Raw genomic sequence first — 17234 nt, 5'->3', positions numbered from 1 at the left:
GATGTTTACAGGAATTATTGAATCAATAGGAACACTTCAGGCTATCACTCCAAAAGGTGAAGACATTAGTGTTACCGTCAATGTTGGTAAATTAGACATGGGCGATGTAAAGCTTGGAGATAGCATTGCCACCAACGGTGTGTGCTTAACGGTTGTTGCAATGACTGGGCATACCTATACTGCGGATTTATCGTTAGAGACTTTAAAACGTACCGGTTTTGTTGATTACAAAGCGGGCGATAAAGTGAATCTTGAAAAAGCCATGTTACCAACCACTCGCTTTGGTGGTCATATTGTCTCTGGTCATGTTGATGCGGTTGGTGAAATCATTGAACGCCATCAAACAGGTCGAGCGGTTGAGTTCTGGATCCAATTACCACAAAGTTTAGCCAAGTACGTGGTAGAAAAAGGATCTATAACGGTTGATGGCATAAGTCTAACGGTTAATGATTTACGTAAAAATGCATTTAAGCTGACGATTGTCCCTCATACGGCAGCTGAAACAACAATGGACAATTTCTCTGTAGGTCAAAAAGTGAACCTAGAAGTGGATGTCATTGCTCGATATTTAGAAAGACTTGTGATCGGACAGAAAGAAGAGCAACCTGAGTCTTCTGTTACGATGGATCTTTTGGCAAAATCAGGTTTCTTAAAATAACCACTTAACCTAACTTAATATATTAAAGGTATTTCACATGGCAATTAGCTCAGCAAAAGACATTATTGAAGATATTCGTTTAGGTAAGATGGTTATCCTAATGGATGATGAAGATCGTGAAAATGAAGGCGATTTGATCATTGCAGCAGAAAAAATAACACCAGAAGCAATCAATTTCATGGCAACACACGGTCGTGGTTTGATTTGTTTAACTCTGACGAAAGATCGTTGTGAAAATCTAGGTCTTCCACCAATGGTGCAAGATAATAACGCACAGTTTACGACTAACTTTACGGTTTCTATTGAAGCCGCTGAAGGCGTAACTACAGGCATTTCAGCAGCTGATCGTTCTCGTACGGTTGAAGCGGCAGTGGCAAAAAATGCAGTGGCAGCAGATTTAGTTCAACCTGGTCATATCTTCCCTCTTGCAGCACAAGAAGGTGGTGTACTAACTCGTGCAGGACATACTGAAGCAGGTTGTGATTTAGCGCGTTTAGCAGGTTTTGAACCAGCCGGTGTTATTGTTGAGATCTTAAATGATGACGGCACAATGGCTCGTCGCCCTGATTTAGAAGTATTTGCTGAAAAGCATGATATTAAGTTAGGCACAATTGCAGACTTAATTGAATACCGTAACGACAATGAAACAACGATTGAGCGTGTTGCTGAGTGTAAATTACCAACAGAATTTGGTGATTTTGATTTAGTTACTTACCGTGACACGATTGATAATCAACTTCATTATGCAATGAAGAAAGAAAATACGTCAGGTACTGCACCATTAGTTCGTGTGCATCTTCAGGATACGTTTACTGATATTCTTCATTCTGATCGCTGTGCTGAACGCAGCTGGACACTACCAACGGCAATGCAACGTATTGCAGATGAGGGTGGCGTACTTGTGATTTTAGGCAATGAAGAATCAACTGATAGCATTGTGCATAAAATTAAAGTACTAGAGCGTCAAGATAGCGGTGAAGCGCCGACGATGGCTAAGAAGCAAGGTACGTCACGCCGCGTTGGTGTCGGATCTCAAATCTTAGCTGATATGGGGATTTCTGATATGCGCCTGTTATCATCGTCTTCAAAGCGTTACCATTCATTATCAGGCTTTGGCCTTAATGTGGTTGAATACGTTTCAAAATAGCGTATTGATGGGCTCTATTGTGTAAATAGAGCCCAAATAATTAGATATTTGTCACAAAGCTGTGATAGAATCCGGCGATTCTCACTATGAATACGTAGTTGAAAATAGTTACCCAGTTTAATTGGAATAATATAGATACAGGAAGGCTTATGAACGTAATTGAAGGCGGCGTTGCTGCTCCTAATGCGAAAATTGCAATTGTCATTTCTCGCTTTAATAGCTTTATTAATGAAAGTCTACTTTCAGGCGCTATCGATACATTAACGCGTTTTGGTCAAGTATCTGAAGAAAACATCACAGTTGTTCGCTGCCCTGGCGCCGTAGAATTACCGTTAGTTGCTCAACGAGTAGCTAAAACAGCAAAATATGATGCAATTGTTTCATTGGGTTCTGTTATTCGTGGTGGTACACCACATTTTGACTATGTATGTAGTGAATGTAATAAGGGTCTAGCACAAGTATCTCTGGAATATAGCATTCCAGTGGCATTTGGTGTTCTGACTGTAGATACTATCGATCAAGCAATCGAGCGCGCCGGTACCAAGGCTGGTAATAAAGGGGCAGAGGCTGCACTAAGCGCACTCGAAATGATTAATGTTCTGTCTCAAATCGAATCCTAATGGGGGTTAGTGTGAAACCAGCCGCACGTCGTAATGCACGTCAATTTGCGCTTCAAGCAATTTATTCATGGCAATTAAGCAAAGAAAATGTTGCTGATATTGAAGAGCAGTTTTTAACTGCAGATAAGTATGATGAAGAAGAGCATCATGCAAAAGAGCCTAAGCTACAAGCTCCAGATACAGATGTAGCGTATTTTCGCGATCTTTTCTCTGGTGTTGCTCTTAACCACATTAAGTTAGACGGTAAAATGCGTCCATACTTATCTCGTCCACTTCAAGATCTTGATCAGATGGAACTTGCGTTATTACGTATGTCTATCTATGAAATGATGAATCGTGACGATGTACCTTACAAAGTTGTTATCAATGAAGCGATTGAACTTGCAAAAGTATTCGCAGCAGAAGATAGCCACAAATTTGTAAATGGTGTATTAGATAAAGCGGCTCCAACATTACGTAAAAAGTAAGTTGGATTTAGCATACTAATTAATAGTAAAGGTCAGCCTAATCGCTGGCCTTTTTTATAACTAAAAAACAGCATTTTATATACTATGAGTAGTGAATTTAATTTAATTGATAAGTTTTTTGTGCATGGGAACCTCACCAGAGAAGATGTAGATCTTGGTATTGGTGATGACTGTGCATTAGTGACCGTTCCTGAAAATCATCAAGTTGCTATTACAACAGATACGTTAGCAGCAGGAACCCACTTCTTAGCGACAGCGAGCCCGATAAGTGTCGGTTATAAAGCGTTAGCATCAAATCTTAGTGATATCGCCGCTATGGGGGCGAAGCCGACATGGGTTTCTCTCGCACTAACGCTTCCAGAGCCTGATGAAGAATGGCTTAATGGTTTTTGCGAAGGCTTCTTTGGTTTGGCCAAGCAACATCATGTCCAACTGATTGGTGGTGATACAACAAAAGGCCCGTTGAGCATTACAATAACGGTGCAAGGCATCCTTCCAAGAGGAGAAGCGTTAACTCGTAAAGGGGCAAAAGCAGGGGATGATATCTATGTTACTGGGCTTCTTGGTGATAGCGCTGCTGGTCTTGAGGTGCTATTAAATACATCTAAGCAGATAAAAACCGAGCTTGAACTAGAATTAGAACGCAGACATTATTACTCGACCCCAAGAGTTGAATTAGCTCAACGTTTACGTCACTTATGTCATTCAGCGCTTGATATATCTGATGGGCTAATCTCAGATCTTGCTCATATACTGAAACAATCGAATGTGAGAGCATATATTGATGTGGATCAGTTACCTATTTCTGATGAGTTAATGCAGTATTTCGCTGGAAGTAGAGAGCAATGCCAGAAAACAGCATTAACTAGTGGGGAAGAGTATGAGCTTTGTTTTACTGCTCCTAAAGAGAATAGAGAAGCAATTAAACAAATAACTACCCTTTTAAATCAAAACGTTAGTATAATTGGTGAAATAGTTGATGAGCCATTTACCAATATACAGGATAGTGTACAATTGCATAGGCAAATAAGTAAACTAGACTGGACGCTACATGGCTATGACCATTTTAGGAGTAATGTATGACAAACCCACTAGCATTAATTAGCTTAAAAAACCCGTGGCACTTGCTGGCAACTGGTTTTGGTAGTGGTTTAGCGCCCATAATTCCAGGAACAATGGGGACATTAGCGGCAATACCATTTTACTTATTGCTTGCTCAATTGCCTTTTTATCTTTTTGTTGTTGCTGTGATTATCTCAGCAATTGTGGGAATTAAAATCTGTGATGTAACCTCATCTGATATGAAAGTTCATGACCATGGCTCTATTGTTTGGGATGAATTCGTTGGGTTATGGATAACAATGAGTATTGTTCCTTATTTAAACTTATCAGTAACTGATTGGAAATGGTTACTTACAGGGTTTATCTTGTTTCGATTTTTCGACATGGTAAAACCTTGGCCAATTGGATGGCTAGATAACAAAGTTCATGGCGGCTTTGGCATTATGCTTGATGATATTGTCGCTGGATTTATGGCTCTAATTAGCCTTTGGGCTGTTGGAAAATATTCTGGTTGGTTATAAACAATGTGTAAAGTCAGGGCAAAAATTTGTTCTTTATTCTTAGTGTTGGTCACTTTTCTTAGTTATTCAAAAGCGGTACTTTCAGATCCTGTTCTAGTCGGTTATTGGGGCTATAATCAATATTTGGATAAATACCCAGAAGAAAAAAAAGTCATTGACTCTCTAAAGAGCATGGTGAAAGAAACTCCGGTTCCTTTAGCATTAAAGCAAGAAAAACCAGTGAAAATTTCATTTGTTTACCCTGGCGAGCAAGCCTCTGATTATTGGAAACGTAATTTAATTGCCTTTGAATCTCGTTTGAAGGCATTGAATATAAACTATGAACTAACGCCTGTTTCAACTCGACTCAATGTTGATTTTAAACAGCAAAGCCGTTCATTGTATGATGCTATTGAGAAAAAAGCAGACTATTTAATTTTTACATTAAATACCACTCGTCATCGCAAGTTTATCGAACACGTGATTCAAAGTCCTGATACGAAAATCATTTTGCAGAATATTACAACACCAGTGAAAGCATGGCGTGATAACCAGCCTTTATTATATGTTGGTTTTGACCATGTGCTAGGCACTAAATTACTGGCTAAATATTATCAGGAAAAATTCCCCCAAGGTGCTAAATATGCAATGTTGTATTATTCGTATGGCTATCTAAGTACAGCGAGAGGAGATGTATTTGTTCAATCAATGGATAATAAGAAATATACATTAACTTCCTCTTTCTATACTGAATCTACTGAAGAGAGTGCTTTTGACGCAACGAAGAGCATTATAAATAACAATAGCGATATTGATTTTATTTATGCCTCTTCGACCGATATTGCTTTAGGTACAGTAAAAGCACTAGAGAAAAGCTCAAAAACCAAACCTATTGTTAATGGTTGGGGAGGAGGTTCTCTAGAATTAGCCGCGATAGAAAATGGCGAGCTAGGTGCTACCGTCATGCGAATGAATGATGACACTGGAGTGGCGATGGCTGAAGCTATAAAGTTGGATCTCGAAGGAAGAAGAGTACCTACCGTATTCTCTGGTGACTTTGAAATGGTAACATCAGAAACTTCACCTGAAGAACTTCAACGATTAAAAGAAAAAGCCTTTCGCTATTCTGGTGTAGATTTAAAACATGAGTAAAGGAAATATTTTAAAAAAAGCATCATTAGCGGATCTTATTTTCCGTGCTATTTTTATTATATTTTCTATCTTGACGGTAGGTATTACAATACATACTTACCAGTTAAGCATTAATACCATTAATGAAGAAGTAAAAAGAAACTTACAGCAAACATCGAACTTAATTATAAATCATCTAAACCATAGACTCTCTATTTTACAAATAAGGCAAGATACGGATGCGGGTAGTTTAGGTCTTCAAGATGATGAAAAACAAGACAAAATATTAAGTCTCGAACGTTACTTTTCAGATATTGAATCTAAATCCCCTTATAATTCACCTGATTTTAGATTTATTGAAATAGATAATTCTCTTTATTGGGATGATGGGAATAATTTATTTCTTGGCCTGATAGAAGATAATCTTCAAGATATTATTGATGAAAATATTCATATAAATACTTGGTATTATATGATGGTAGATAAATCCGCACCACAGGCCCACCTTTTAATAAGAAAGACCCCGATAGTATTTTCAAAAACAGGAAAAGTGAGAGGGTATTTATATAATGCTGCCATATTAAATAATAATATTTCCTTCATGCATGATTTAAAAACAATCAGCAACAGTCAAGGGATTCTTATTGTTAATGATAATAAGCCTATTGCATCAAGTATAAATAAAGGTTCTAAAGAATATGCTAATATAAAAAAAGCAATATTAAATCCTTCTTTAAGACTTCCAAATAAAATATTAAATATAACTGAAATAAATATAAAGTCGCTCAATGGAACATTATCTATAGTTTCTCTTAAAAATAGGGACAACATAGAGGCATTGGAGCAAAGATTTATATATAGTGTTGTATTGTCATTCTTTGTTCTTATTGCGCTTGCTGTTTTAATTAGAGGGTTGTTTGAGCATAAAATATTACTCGCCTTAAACTCGTTACTTAAGTATACCAATGAAGTTTCTAAAACTAATGCCAGTACTAAATATCAAGGCAGTGGCATTATGGAGTTTGATAACATAGGAAGTAAGCTTGAACAAACGTTTATAGAACTGATTAAAGCAAAAGAAGAAAGCTATAAAGCTCAAGCCGCTGCGGAAAAATCGACTCAAGTTAAGTCTGATTTTTTAGCAAGAATGAGTCATGAAATCCGTACGCCATTAAATGGAATATTGGGTATTTCTAGTCTATTAAAGCAAAGTAATTTAACTCTTGAGCAAGAGAAACAAATTAAAATATTACATCAGGGAGGGGAGCACCTTCTGGCTGTATTGAATGATGTTCTCGACTTCTCTCAAATAGAGCAAGATAAACTCAATATTAATTGTGAGCCTTTTGTTTTAAATGAAGTATTAGAAACTATTAATGCTATTTATACGCCTATTTGTAGTGAAAAAGGAATTGAATTCGTTATTAATAATAGGATTGATAGTAAAGCTCTGATTAACTCAGATCAGGTTAGACTAACTCAAATATTGTTTAACTTATTGAGTAATGCAGTTAAGTTCACCGAAAAAGGTCAAGTAAAACTGACATTGACGTTAAAGAGTGACGAGTCAAAAACAAACTTGTGTCTTGTTGTAGAAGATACAGGGATAGGGATCAATGTTGATGAACAAGCTCGTATGTTTGAACCTTTTATTCAAGTCGAGTCAACTGAAATAAGAAAAGTTGGTGGGAGCGGGTTAGGTTTAGCCATCGTTAAACAATTATTAGATCTGCTTAACGGGGATATCTATGTTCAAAGTAGTATTAACGTAGGTTCTTCGTTTTATGTGAACGTTCCGGTTTCAATGATAGAAACAGAGGGAAGGCTTCAAGAGTTAAGCCCAAACAATTATCAATCGCAGTTACCCTCTGATCTTAAAGTGTTACTTATTGAAGATAATAAATCAAACGCCTATATCGCTAAAGCTTACTGCCAAAAATATAATTTGAATGTTGAGTGGGCAACCTCTGCAAAAGCAGGTATTGAAAGAATATCACAAAAGTCATTTGATTTAATTTTGATGGACAATCAAATGCCAGGAATGAGTGGTATTGAAGCGACTAAATACATACGTGAAGAACTTAAACTCACAATACCTATTTATGCCTATACCGCAGATGTTCAACAGGAAGCAAGAGATGAATTTTTATTAGCAGGAGCGAATTACATTATAACCAAGCCGATTAGAGAAAAGTCTATTCTTGATGCGTTGGTTTTTTATAAGTCGCAGAGTAATGATTAACTGCGTTTAATTCGTACTACTTTCATTACTTCTATATCAAAGCCTGCAATTTTTTCAGAGAAAGGATAGTAAGTTAGATTTACTTTTGCCCCTTTGAGACTTTGGTAAGCTTTTGTTCTATTAAACTTAAATGGAACATTACAGTTTTCGACCATAATGGTATGCTGTATCCAATCACCAACGTCACGTTGGGTGTGGGACGTCACTTTTACATCAATACTATGCGTAAGTTGTTGATGTTTATTTAGCATTTTATCTACGTCTGATTTCATTAAAAGGCTCAATTAAGTTAGAAATAGTGTGTCTGATAATGAAAGATAAACGGATGTTAGTCAATTATTACAAGGGATCTCAAATGTCTAAGAAAGTATATTGTATTGCACAGTTTCTACCAAAAGAAGGTAAATTGGATGCATTATTTACGGTATTGCAAAATCTAGAACCAAATACAATGCGTGAAGATGGTTGTTTGCAATATACCGTGACTCGTCAGCTACAAAGTCCTTTTGCAGAAGGTGAAAGCTTCCCTATTGCATTTAATGAGATTTGGGCTGATAACGCAGCATTTGAGGCGCATTGCCAACGTGAAGAGATTAAGCAGTTTTTTGAGCAACAATGCATTGCAGAAGATGGCTTAGTTAATAAGTGGAACGTGTGTATTTATACCGATGAACCAACTAATTTCGATGCTCCAAAATTAGGCTAAATATAAAAAGAAAAAATGCCACAGAGTTGTGGCATTTTTTATGTCTCACTAAAAATTAGATAGGAAGTGTTTAAAGATCCAGATAGTCTCTGATCTGTTTTTCAATACCTTGCGCATCTAATCCAAGTTCAGCGTGCATTTCTTCTTGTGTACCTTGAGCAATGAACTCATCAGGCAAACCTAATTGTAGAACAGGCTTAATTAAGCGATTCTTCATCAAGAATTCAATTACACCTGAACCAGCACCACCAGAAATCGCATTTTCTTCAATGGTAACTAACACATCGTGACTTGTGACTAGCTCACATAAAAGTGCTTCATCAAGAGGCTTGGCAAAGCGCATATCAGCAACGGTTGCATCGAGTTTTTCAGCCGCTTCTAAGCTACTTGCTAAGAAAGTACCGAAGTTTAAAATAGCAACACGTTCACCTTTTTCGCTACTCTTAGTTTCACGAACCAAACGACCTTTACCAATTTCTAATGGTTGCATATCTTTATCAACAGCAATGCCAGTAGCGCTACCTCTTGGGTAACGAACGGCACTTGGACCCGTATGTTTATGGCCAGTGTAGAGCATCTGACGACATTCGTTTTCATCACTTGGTGTCATGATCACCATATTTGGAATGCAACGCATAAAGCTGATATCAAACGCACCTTGGTGTGTTTGGCCATCAGCGCCAACTAAACCAGCACGATCAATGGCAAACATAACAGGAAGATTCATGATAGCGACATCATGGATCAGCTGATCATAACCACGTTGTAAAAATGTTGAGTAGATAGCAACGATAGGGTTATAGCCTGCGATAGCCATACCACTGGCTAGTGTCACTGCATGTTGTTCAGCAATCGCAGCATCAAAGTATTGGCTTGGGTATTCTTTTGAAAAACGAACCATACCAGAACCTTCACGCATTGCGGGAGTTATGGCCATTAGCTTATCGTCTTCTTTTGCCATATCACAAAGGAAATCACCAAAGACATTTGAGAATGTTGGTTTACCACCTGATGCTTTTGGTAGAGAGTTATTACTTGGGTCGAATTTAGGTACACCATGATAGCTGATTGGATCTTTCTCAGCTGGCTCATAGCCTTTACCTTTTTTCGTCATGATGTGTAAAAACTGCGGCCCTTTAAGGTTACGCATATTTTTAAGGGTACGAACTAGCTCGTTCACATCATGTCCGTCGACAGGACCAATATAATTGAAACCGAGCTCTTCAAACATAGTACCAGGAACGACCATGCCTTTTAGGTGCTCTTCAGTACGTTTAAGCAGTTCTTTAATCGTAGGTGTGCCAGAAAGAACTTTTTTACCGCCTTCACGAATTGAGGTATATAAGCTGCCTGATAACACACGAGCAAGTTGATTATTTAGTGCACCGACATTTTCTGAAATTGACATCTCATTGTCATTTAAAACAACTAACATATCTGGGTGAATATCACCTGCGTGGTTTAAGGCTTCAAATGCCATACCAGCGGTAATTGCACCATCACCGATAACACTAACCACTTTGCGATTTGCTTGTTCTTTTTCAGCACAGATCGCTAAACCTAACGCGGCACTGATTGATGTAGATGAGTGACCGACAGAGAGAACGTCATATTCACTTTCATCTCGCCACGGGAATGGATGTAATCCATCTTTTTGGCGTATTGTCGATAGCTTTTCACGGCGACCTGTCAGTATTTTATGTGGGTAAGCCTGATGGCCAACATCCCAAATTAACTGATCAAAAGGTGTATTATAGACATAGTGCAAAGCAACGGTAAGTTCAACGACACCAAGCCCTGATGCTAAATGACCGCTAGATTTACTTACGGAATTTAAGAGATAAGTACGTAACTCATCACACAAAGTAGGTAGACTTTCTTTTGGCAAAGAACGTAATTCATCAGGCGTATTTGCCAAAGCCAGAATCGGGTATTTTGAAATATCTAGTGACATAGTATTAGCGCTTATCTGTTTTAGTTTTTACGCGCAATGACGTATTGGGCGAACGCTTGCATTGCATCCGTGTTATAAGGGATATCATTCAATGCATCAATTGCTGTTTGGTATAATTGTTCAGCTTTTTGTTGAGCACCTTCGAGTCCTAATAGGGCTGGATAAGTACTCTTCTCTAATTCTAGATCAGAACCTTGAGGTTTTCCGAGAGTTTCGGTATCGCTAGTAATGTCTAAAATATCATCTTGAACTTGAAAAGCTAGACCAATAGCGTCGGCGTATTTTTCAAGTTGAGGAAGAATTGCTTTGCCTTTTTCTCCAGCACATAAAGCGCCTAACTGAATAGCACTCTTTATTAATGCCCCTGTTTTATGGGCATGAATTTGTTCTAAAGAGGCAAGTTCAACTCGTTTTCCTTCCGCTTGTAAATCAAGAGATTGACCCATACACATACCAGAAGCACCAGAGGCTTTTGATAACACACGGATCATATCAATTCGAGATGACTCAGCTTCTGTTGCGAGATCACCATTAGCAAGGATTTCAAAAGCTAATGTTTGTAATGCATCACCAGCAAGAATAGCCGTCGCTTCATCAAATTTAATATGGCATGTCGCATGACCACGGCGTAGTTCATCATTATCCATTGCCGGCAAGTCATCATGAATTAATGAGTACGAGTGAATACACTCTACAGCGGCAGCGGCAGCATCAGCGTGTTCGGCATTGATACCTAACATTTTTGCCGTGATATAGACAAGATAAGGACGCGCACGCTTACCACCTAGTAATAACGCATATTTCATCGCTTCAGTAAGTGGCTGTTGTTGGATCGCAATTTTTTCAAGCCATTGATTCAGATGTTCAATGTTACGTTGTTGAAAAATTGGTAATTGTTGTTTAAGTGAATCAGTCATCATTGGTATCAAAAGGGGTTAGTTCCGCATTATCATCAGCTTGCAAAAGAATATCGACACGTTGCTCGGCATGAGTAAGTTTTTCTTGGCCAGCTCTTGCCAGTGAAATACCACGCTCAAATTTCTTTAGGGCATCTTCAAGAGGCAGATCGCCGCTTTCTAATTGGTTTACGACAGAATCCAGTTCTTCTATTGCCGCTTCAAATGATAAATTTTCCGGTTTTTTTACAGCCATAATGATTCACTCTTAAAATGATCCAAGAAAGGTAACTCAGAGAAGGTAACGGGTCAATTGAAGTGGTGAGAAAGTGATACATAAAAGTAAAATTTACTTAATAGGGGTTAATTTTCAAACAATCTATTGGTGAAGATGTTTTTTTTAATAAAAAAATTAAACCATTGATGTCTTTGGTCGATAAGAAAGAAGCGGCAAAAAAGTGATGATATTTATGGCTTAGTTTTTGCTTAGCTCATTATCAATAAACACAAGAAGCAAGATAGGGGAGCGCTCTGTGGATTTAGCAACATTAATAGGCTTAGTTGGTAGTTTTGCATTTATTATAATGGCAATGGTACTAGCAGGTGGCCTCGCCATTTTTATGGACACAACATCAGTACTTATCGTAGTGGGTGGCTCAGTATTTGTTGTATTGATGCAATTTACGGTAGGTCAGTTTTTTGGCGCAAGTAAAATTGCAGTAAAAGCATTTATGTTCAAAACCGACGAGCCCGTTGATTTGATCGTAACCATTGTTGAAATGGCAGATGCAGCACGTAAAGGTGGCTTTTTGGCATTAGAAGAAAAAGAAATCAGTAATTCATTTATGCAGAAAGGCATTGATTTACTGGTTGATGGCCATGATGCGGAAGTGGTTAAGGCAACACTACAAAAAGACATCGCATTGACTAATGAACGTCATGAAAAAGGTGTTGGCGTATTTACTGCTTTTGGTGATGTAGCTCCTGCAATGGGTATGATTGGTACGCTTATTGGTTTGGTTGGTATGCTTTCAAACATGGATGATCCTAAATCGATTGGTCCAGCAATGGCGGTTGCACTCTTAACCACATTATATGGTTCTGTTATTTCAAACATGATTGCATTCCCTATTGCATATAAATTGGAATTACGTAAGGAACAAGAGAAGCTAAATCGTCGCTTAATTCTAGATGGTATTCTAGCTATTCAAGATGGTCAGAATCCTCGAGTTATTGATAGTTATTTACGTAACTATTTAAACGAGAAGAAGCGTGTTGTTGATACTGGCGAAGAATAAGAGTAGGAGCTAACAATGGAAGGTGAAGATGATTGCAAATGTCCTCCTACTGGTGCCCCTAAATGGATGGCAACATTTGCTGATTTAGCAACATTACTTATGTGTTTCTTCGTACTATTACTTTCTTTCTCTGAAATGGATGTACTGAAGTTTAAACAAATTGCTGGCTCGATGAAGTTTGCTTTTGGTGTTCAAAATGTACTTGAAGTCAAAGACATACCAAAAGGTACTAGTGTTATTGCACAAGAATTTCGACCGGGCCGCCCTGAGCCGACCCCAATTGAAGTTATTATGCAACAAACCATCGATATTCCTCAGAAAACGTTAGATTTTCATGATGGAGAATCGGATCGCGCGGGTGGTACTAAGCGTGATGCAGGTAAACAAACGGGTGGCGAGTCATCTTCAACTTCGACTCAGACTAATTCTCAAAGTGAGTCAGAGTCAGAAAGTCAAAGCCAGACGCAGCAAGAATTAGAAGAAACGATTAAGAAAGCATTAGAGCGTGAAATTGATGATGGTGCTTTAGAAGTCGAGAATTTAGGTCAACAGCTAGTGATTAGAATTCGTGAAAAGGGTGCATTCCCTGCGGGCTCAGCTTTCTTACAACCTAAATTTCGCCCACTTATTCGTCAGATTGCCGAGTTAGTAAAAGACGTTCCAGGTATTATTCGAGTTTCTGGTCATACTGATAACCAACCATTAGATTCGGAATTATATCGTTCAAATTGGGATTTATCTGCTCAACGTGCTGTTTCTGTTGGTCATGAAATGATACGTGTTAAGGGGTTTGATAGTGACCGCTTACGAGTTAGAGGTATGGCATCAACAGAGCCATTAGGCCCGAATAAAACATCGGCTCAACGAGCTCGTAACCGTCGAGTTGAGATCAGTATCATGCAAGGTAAAGCGCATGAAAGTGATGAAGTGCCCAGTGCGCAGAAATAAGAGATAGTTTAAGTAAATGATGAAAGGAGAGTTGAATTAGCAACTCTCCTTTTTTTTCGGTATAATCTTGCGCCTTAGATTAGGTCTTAAATCCATTTAGTCTAACCTTTTGATTGTTATTCCACACCAGTGAAGCCTATATATGAAGTTTATCGTTAAGCCACATCCAGAAGTTTTTGTTAAAAGTGATTCAGTACGTAAGCGTTTTATTCGTATTCTTGAAACGAATCTACGCAGTATCATTAAACGCGAAACAAAAGGCGTTGAAGTGATTAACCGTCGTGATTACATTGAAGTTTCAGGTCTTGATGGTACATACCGTAATGAAGTACTTACGGCTGTTACTCATACACCAGGCATTCACCATGTACTAGAAGTTAAGCAGAGTGCTTTTGCGGATATGCATGATATCTATGAACAATGTTTAGAGATGAATCGTGAGATCATTGAAGGTAAAACGTTCTGTGTGCGAGTTAAACGTCGTGGTACACATGAATTTACTTCTATTGAATTAGAGCGTTATGTTGGTGGCGGTTTAAACCAAGCGGTTGAATCAGCAAAAGTACGATTAAAGAATCCAGAAGTCACTGTTAAGTTTGAAGTTGAGAATGAAAAACTGAACTTAGTGATTGCTCGTCATAAAGGACTTGGTGGTTTTCCTCTAGGTACTCAAGAAGATGTATTAAGCTTGATCTCTGGTGGCTTTGACTCGGGCGTTTCAAGTTACTTACATATCAAACGTGGTTCAAAAGTACATTACATGTTCTTTAACCTAGGTGGCCCAGCTCACGAAATTGGTGTTAAACAAGTTTCTCATTTCTTATGGAAAAAATATGGTTCATCAGCAAAAGTAAAATTCATTGCTGTTGATTTTGAACCTGTTGTTGCTGAGATCCTTGAGAAAGTAGATGATGGCCAAATGGGCGTTATCCTGAAGCGTATGTTTATGCGTGCAGGTGGCATGGTTGCTGAGAAATTAGGTATCCAAGGTTTGGTGACTGGTGAAGCGCTAGGTCAAGTATCAAGCCAAACACTGACTAACTTACGCCATATTGATAATGTAACAGACACCTTGATCCTTCGTCCGCTAATCAACTGGGATAAAGAAGATATCATTAATGTAGCTCGTGAAATTGGAACTGAAGATTTTGCTAAAACGATGCCTGAGTATTGTGGTGTTATTTCTAAAAAACCAACGATCAAAGCTGAAAAATTCAAGTTAGAAAAAGAAGAAGCTAAGTTTGATTTCTCTATTCTTGAGCAAGTGGTTTATGATGCTCGCGTAATGGATATTCGTGCCATTGAAACTGAAAGCCAAGAACAAGCGCCTGAAGTTGAAATGGTCTCTGAGTTAGGCTCAAATGTTGTTGTTTTAGATATTCGTAGTGCGGAAGAAGAAGACGAAAATCCATTAGAAATTGATGGTGTAGAAGTTAAGCATTTGCCTTTCTTTAAGATTGCTACCCAATTTGGTGATTTAGACCAATCTAAAGAATACCTTTTATACTGTGATCGCGGTGTAATGAGCCGTCTTCAAGCATTATTGCTAATCGACAATGGCTATAAGAATGTAAAAGTTTACCGTCCATAACCTATGGTACTTTAACATTATAGAATGAAATGAAGAGAGCTGAGTAATTAGCTCTCTTTTTTTATTCTTATAGTTTCAAATTGTTGAACCATGAAATCAATGAATACTCTTAAGCGATTAGGCATATGCTTACTTCTTAAAAACTGCATCATAATATCACCGTGATAATTGCCTTGTACTTCCCAGTGAGATAGAACCTCGAGTAATAACCCTTGTTTTAGTTTTTCTTGAACAACAAAGCTAGGAAAAACACCAATCCCAAAATTGTGCATGACCGCGTCCAATCGCATTTCAGTATGATTAACCACAAAGCGACCATCAACTTTGATTTGATAATACTCTGAACCTTGTTTAAATCCCCACTCGTTATCGTGTTGCGTCTCTCCAAGGGGTAAGCATTGATGTTTATCTAATTCCGAAGGGTGTTTAGGGATACCATGTGTTTGTAAGTATGTAGGTGTTGTACAAAGAACAAGGTCAATCTTAGCCAATGGCTTAGCGATTAAATTTTCTTGTGGCTGATTGGTTAAATTAAATATCACATCCAAATTATCATTGATGGGATCACAAGACTGATCGGTCACTTTTATTTTCAGTTTTATGTTTGGATATAGCTCAAGAAACTGTAGAAAAAGAGGTTGTAATACTTGGTTTCCAAGTGCTTTTGGTGTTGAAACCCTTAACAATCCCTCTATGCTATTGCTGCTTTTATCTGAAATGTTAACCACTTCTTGAGCATTATCAACGATGCTCTTACAGTAATTATACGTTTCTTGTCCTGCGATAGTTAAGGTCTGTTTTCTTGTTGTTCTTTCTAATAATGTGAGTTGTAGAGCCTTTTCAAGCCGAGAAACCTGGCGGCTTACTCCTGATGGGGTCATATCAAGAACTTGCGCTGCTTTACTAAAGCTTTCTGACTCAACCACGGTTACAAAGGCGGCCATGTCTGGTAATAGGGTTACGAGTTTATTTATGTCCATGAGTCACAGATGATTTGATTTATGTAGGGATTATTTAACTTATCAGCTTGCAGTATCTTGGTGCAAATAAGGATGTGATTTATGTTATCTCACAGGGAAGAAGAGAAGAGTGATGGAAAGGCGTATAGAAAGAGGGCGAGAGCTACCAGTTAATCAATACCTACCTTCAGTGATTCTACTACTTGTCGCGTTTTTTTGGGGAACAAGCTATGGAGTGGCAAAAGAAGCATTACTATTTACTAGTGTATTCGTTTTTTTAGTCATTCGGTTTGTAATGACAACTCTTGTCTTATTGCCAATTGTTATTTATCGAAAAAATATAGCGCATTGGAAATCCGTTATCCCAATAGGGGGTATTTTATTTTTGATCTTTGTTTGTGAAACCTATGGTATAAAAAATACGACAGCTTCTAATGCGGCTTTTCTTATTAGTTTATTTGTTGTATTTACGCCATTTATTGAATGGCTAGTAAATAAGAAGAAACCGACAAATAGATTGTTCTTTTTATCTATTATCTCTGTCGTTGGGGTGCTTTTATTAACAAACATGACTACCCACGAACTTATTATAAATATGGGCGATATTCTAATGTTAATGGCGGCCTTATTGAGGGGAGTTATGATTGTGCTTACTAAGAAGGTGATGGTCGATAAAGACGTTGACCCGATTATGGTGACAAGTATTCAATCAAGTGTAGTGTCTATTTTTTCTGTAATATTGCTTTTATTCATCCATGGTTTTGAATGGGTTAATCTGATACCACTTGATTTGTCTTTTTGGTTATTAGCGATCTATCTTGTTTTCTTTTGTACTGTATTTTCTTTTTATGCTCAAAATTACAGTGTGAAAAAGATGTCGCCAACGAAAGTGTCGATCTTAATGGGCAGTGAACCGATATTTGGAGCTCTGTTTGCCTTTTTATGGTTAAGTGAAAGTTTTACTATCGTGCAAATTATTGGGGCGAGTCTTATTTTTATCGCAACCTTTATAGCTACGAGGCAAGGAGCAAAGGCATAGTTTTTAGGGGCGAAAA

18 protein-coding genes are annotated in these 17234 nt (G+C 37.9%); 13 read left to right on the top strand and 5 right to left on the bottom strand.

Annotated elements, in window-relative coordinates:
• Position 1: 1 nt before the first annotated feature.
• The 8 genes from ED622_RS16405 to ED622_RS16370 all read left to right on the top strand — a co-directional run bounded on the left by ED622_RS16405 (position 2) and on the right by ED622_RS16370 (position 7827).
• Positions 2 to 658, top strand: a complete 657-nt coding sequence (locus tag ED622_RS16405; protein ID WP_122035850.1) for a riboflavin synthase — start codon at positions 2 to 4, stop codon at positions 656 to 658.
• Between the two features lie 37 nt (positions 659 to 695).
• Positions 696 to 1805: a bifunctional 3,4-dihydroxy-2-butanone-4-phosphate synthase/GTP cyclohydrolase II gene (gene ribBA / locus ED622_RS16400; protein ID WP_122035848.1), complete on the top strand. Its 1110-nt coding sequence runs from the start codon at positions 696 to 698 to the stop codon at positions 1803 to 1805.
• Positions 1806 to 1954: 149 nt separating this feature from the next.
• Positions 1955 to 2425, top strand: coding sequence for a 6,7-dimethyl-8-ribityllumazine synthase (gene ribE, locus ED622_RS16395; RefSeq protein ID WP_122035847.1), 471 nt, complete (start codon positions 1955 to 1957; stop codon positions 2423 to 2425).
• Positions 2425 to 2892 (top strand): transcription antitermination factor NusB, encoded by a 468-nt coding sequence (gene nusB, locus ED622_RS16390; RefSeq protein WP_122035845.1) that lies wholly within the window; start codon positions 2425 to 2427, stop codon positions 2890 to 2892. The genes ribE and nusB overlap by 1 nt, the downstream gene beginning before the upstream one ends.
• Before the next feature lie 84 nt (positions 2893 to 2976).
• Positions 2977 to 3975 carry a thiamine-phosphate kinase gene (gene thiL, locus ED622_RS16385; protein WP_122035844.1) on the top strand — a complete coding sequence of 333 codons (999 nt, stop codon included), beginning with the start codon at positions 2977 to 2979 and terminating at the stop codon, positions 3973 to 3975.
• Complete coding sequence (gene pgpA / locus ED622_RS16380; RefSeq protein ID WP_122035842.1) at positions 3972 to 4475, top strand: phosphatidylglycerophosphatase A; 504 nt, start codon at positions 3972 to 3974, stop codon at positions 4473 to 4475. The genes thiL and pgpA overlap by 4 nt, the downstream gene beginning before the upstream one ends.
• A gap of 3 nt (positions 4476 to 4478) precedes the next feature.
• Positions 4479 to 5606, top strand: coding sequence for a substrate-binding domain-containing protein (locus ED622_RS16375; protein WP_122035840.1), 1128 nt, complete (start codon positions 4479 to 4481; stop codon positions 5604 to 5606).
• Entirely contained in the window at positions 5599 to 7827 is a 2229-nt protein-coding gene (locus ED622_RS16370) for a LuxQ periplasmic sensor domain-containing protein (RefSeq protein WP_122035838.1), read from the top strand. The genes ED622_RS16375 and ED622_RS16370 overlap by 8 nt, the downstream gene beginning before the upstream one ends.
• Here the strand turns inward: ED622_RS16370 and ED622_RS16365 are convergent.
• Positions 7824 to 8099 (bottom strand): hypothetical protein, encoded by a 276-nt coding sequence (locus ED622_RS16365; RefSeq protein WP_122035836.1) that lies wholly within the window; start codon positions 8097 to 8099, stop codon positions 7824 to 7826. The two genes, ED622_RS16370 and ED622_RS16365, sit on opposite strands and share 4 nt — an antisense overlap.
• Positions 8100 to 8182: 83 nt before the next feature.
• On the opposite strand from ED622_RS16365, the gene ED622_RS16360 reads away from it, so the two are divergent.
• On the top strand, positions 8183 to 8533 hold the full coding sequence (locus tag ED622_RS16360; RefSeq protein WP_122035834.1) for a putative quinol monooxygenase: 351 nt from the start codon (positions 8183 to 8185) through the stop codon (positions 8531 to 8533).
• 70 nt (positions 8534 to 8603) lie between these two features.
• On the opposite strand, the gene dxs is transcribed toward ED622_RS16360, so the two are convergent.
• From dxs to xseB, 3 genes are read right to left on the bottom strand one after another with little or no spacing between them, the layout of a single operon-like run.
• Positions 8604 to 10487 (bottom strand): 1-deoxy-D-xylulose-5-phosphate synthase, encoded by a 1884-nt coding sequence (gene dxs / locus ED622_RS16355; RefSeq protein WP_122035832.1) that lies wholly within the window; start codon positions 10485 to 10487, stop codon positions 8604 to 8606.
• A gap of 20 nt (positions 10488 to 10507) precedes the next feature.
• Entirely contained in the window at positions 10508 to 11404 is an 897-nt protein-coding gene (ispA, locus tag ED622_RS16350) for a (2E,6E)-farnesyl diphosphate synthase (protein ID WP_162922562.1), read from the bottom strand.
• The gene (gene xseB, locus ED622_RS16345) at positions 11397 to 11639 is read right to left on the bottom strand and encodes an exodeoxyribonuclease VII small subunit (RefSeq protein ID WP_122035830.1); all 243 of its coding nucleotides are present in this window, start codon (positions 11637 to 11639) and stop codon (positions 11397 to 11399) included. The genes ispA and xseB overlap by 8 nt, the downstream gene beginning before the upstream one ends.
• Before the next feature lie 277 nt (positions 11640 to 11916).
• On the opposite strand from xseB, the gene pomA reads away from it, so the two are divergent.
• The 3 genes from pomA (at position 11917) to thiI (ending at position 15220) form a co-directional block, all read left to right on the top strand.
• The gene (gene pomA / locus ED622_RS16340; RefSeq protein WP_122035828.1) at positions 11917 to 12681 is read left to right on the top strand and encodes a flagellar motor protein PomA; all 765 of its coding nucleotides are present in this window, start codon (positions 11917 to 11919) and stop codon (positions 12679 to 12681) included.
• 15 nt (positions 12682 to 12696) lie between these two features.
• Positions 12697 to 13629, top strand: a complete 933-nt coding sequence (locus ED622_RS16335) for a flagellar motor protein MotB (protein WP_122035826.1) — start codon at positions 12697 to 12699, stop codon at positions 13627 to 13629.
• Between the two features lie 142 nt (positions 13630 to 13771).
• Complete coding sequence (gene thiI / locus ED622_RS16330) at positions 13772 to 15220, top strand: tRNA uracil 4-sulfurtransferase ThiI (RefSeq protein WP_122035823.1); 1449 nt, start codon at positions 13772 to 13774, stop codon at positions 15218 to 15220.
• Positions 15221 to 15267: 47 nt separating this feature from the next.
• Here thiI and ED622_RS16325 read toward each other — a convergent pair whose 3' ends face one another.
• The gene (locus ED622_RS16325) at positions 15268 to 16200 is read right to left on the bottom strand and encodes a LysR family transcriptional regulator (RefSeq protein WP_122035821.1); all 933 of its coding nucleotides are present in this window, start codon (positions 16198 to 16200) and stop codon (positions 15268 to 15270) included.
• Between the two features lie 214 nt (positions 16201 to 16414).
• Between ED622_RS16325 and ED622_RS16320 the strand changes: the two genes are divergently transcribed.
• Positions 16415 to 17218, top strand: a complete 804-nt coding sequence (locus tag ED622_RS16320; RefSeq protein WP_371413439.1) for a DMT family transporter — start codon at positions 16415 to 16417, stop codon at positions 17216 to 17218.
• The last annotated feature ends 16 nt before the right edge of the window (positions 17219 to 17234 follow it).

The organism is Aliivibrio sp. EL58 (assembly GCF_900312675.1).
Taxonomy (GTDB): domain Bacteria; phylum Pseudomonadota; class Gammaproteobacteria; order Enterobacterales; family Vibrionaceae; genus Aliivibrio.
The sequence above is the reverse complement of the archived record's forward strand: the minus strand, read 5'-3'. Positions and strand labels throughout refer to the sequence as shown.